The 1,036-nt window shown below is 65.8% G+C and carries 2 protein-coding genes; both read right to left on the bottom strand.

Going from position 1 to position 1,036, the window contains the following annotated elements:
- On the bottom strand, positions 1-581 hold a 581-nt coding region (locus B2Y21_RS06470; RefSeq protein ID WP_292058102.1), incomplete at its 3' end, for a GTPase.
- A gap of 31 nt (positions 582-612) precedes the next feature.
- On the bottom strand, positions 613-1,036 hold a 424-nt coding region (locus tag B2Y21_RS06465), incomplete at its 5' end, for a PQQ-binding-like beta-propeller repeat protein (RefSeq protein ID WP_292058101.1).

Below are 1,036 nucleotides of genomic sequence, written 5' to 3'. Positions count from 1 at the left end.
ATCAGGGTGGACTTGCCCGCGTTCGGGCGACCGATGACCGCGATGCGGATCGGTTTTTCCGGCTCGTCGATCTCTTCGATGAAGATGTCTTCCGACGCGGCCAGGAGAGCCTGATACAGGTCGGCCATGCCCTCGCCGTGCTCGGCCGAGATCGGCACCGGCTCGCCGAAACCCAGACCGTGCGCCTCGCCCACGCCGCCGCCGCTCTCGCGGCTTTCCGACTTGTTGGCCAGAAGGACGATGGGCTTGTGCACCTTGCGCAGGCGATCGGCGAAGATGCGGTCCAGCGACGTCACGCCTTCGCGCGCGTCCATCATGAACATGATCAGGTCCGCGTCCTCGATCGCCGCCTCGGTCTGCTCGCGCATCCGGGCTTCCAGGCTTTCGTCGGTGACGTCCTCATACCCTGCGGTGTCGATCAGGGTCAGATCCATGTCGCCGATCACGCCGTCGGCGTAGCGGCGGTCACGGGTCACGCCGGGGCGATCATCGACCAGCGCAAGGCGCTTGCCGACGAGGCGATTGAACAGTGTCGACTTGCCCACATTGGGGCGGCCGACGATGGCGACCTTCAGAGCCATGTCGGCCTTCTAGCTTAAATCAGTGAAAAGGTCAGCGGATGCTGACCAGTTGGCCCTTGTCGGTCAGGACATAGAGGGCGCCGTTGTAGGCGGCCGGGGCGATATAGGCGGCCGAACCCAGCTTCAGGCTGCCGGTCTGCGCGCCGGTCTTCGGATCGAAGGCCACGGCCTCGCCGTCCGAATTGACCAGGACCAGACGGTTGGACGCCAGGATCGGACCCGACCAGGTCGGACGCACGGTGCGCTTGCCGAAGCCCAGGAAGCCGCCTTCCTTGCGGACGCGGCCCTCGTTCAGATCGCGCGACCAATAGACCTGGCCCGTCTCGCGGTTGACCACGGTCAGTTCGCCCGCCTGAGACACGACATAGACCACGTCGCCGACCGGCAGGGGCTGGTTCACCCCGACGATGGGCAGGGACCATTTCGGCTGGCCGCTGCGCAGGTCCATCACCTGC

It is taken from the genome of Brevundimonas sp. UBA5936, assembly GCA_002430835.1.
In the GTDB taxonomy this organism is placed as follows: domain Bacteria; phylum Pseudomonadota; class Alphaproteobacteria; order Caulobacterales; family Caulobacteraceae; genus Brevundimonas.
Note: the sequence above shows the minus strand (reverse complement) of the source record. Positions and strands in the feature narration are given on the sequence as shown.